Origin of the sequence: Flavobacterium solisilvae (assembly GCF_012911605.1) — a bacterium.
GTDB lineage: Bacteria > Bacteroidota > Bacteroidia > Flavobacteriales > Flavobacteriaceae > Flavobacterium > Flavobacterium solisilvae.
The window spans coordinates 1-642 of the sequence record NZ_JAAMPT010000155.1 but is presented as its reverse complement, the minus strand read 5'-3'; the positions used below and the strand labels follow the sequence as shown (position 1 = coordinate 642).

The window sequence follows — 642 nt, the reverse complement described above, 5'->3', positions numbered from 1 at the left end:
TCAAGGAAGCAAGCTTCCTCTACCCCTCGACTTGCATGTGTTAGGCCTGCCGCTAGCGTTCATCCTGAGCCAGGATCAAACTCTTCATCGTATATTTTTTGTATTTTTAGACAAAGTCTAGTTATCGATTTATCGATTTCCTTACTCTCTTATTTTGTCTCGTTATCAAAACGAGACGGCTGTCAATCCAATATGTCTATGAACGTTTTATTCTTTCTTTTTCGCCTCTCTTTCGGTTAGCGGGTGCAAAAGTAATACTTCTTTTTTAACTGACAAGCTTTTTTGAAAATATTTTTGATTTATTTTTTTTAAACTTGTTTATCAATTAATCGATGAACTTCCTCTCTTGCGGGGTGCAAATATAGAAATCTTTTTTCTCCTAATCCAAATCTTTTTGTCCCTTTTTTTTACTTTTTTCTTAACTCGTTGATTTTACATATTATGCAAGCCAAAATTTTTTCAAATTAACAAATCGTTTACCCATTAGCCCCGATGGAAACGTAAATCCTTTTTGTTTTTTTATCCTTAATTATCCCTCTTATTTCCAAAACCTCAACAAAAACAAAAAGATTGTAGTAAACAGCGGGAATATGACTTGCAAATAATCAACAAAGAATCACTCCAAAATTTTATACTTATATA

The 642-nt window shown here is 32.6% G+C and carries 1 rRNA gene; it reads right to left on the bottom strand.

The features are described from left to right. Positions 1–91 (bottom strand): 16S ribosomal RNA (locus tag G6042_RS00720); the annotation flags it as partial. Positions 92–642: the final 551 nt, after the last annotated feature.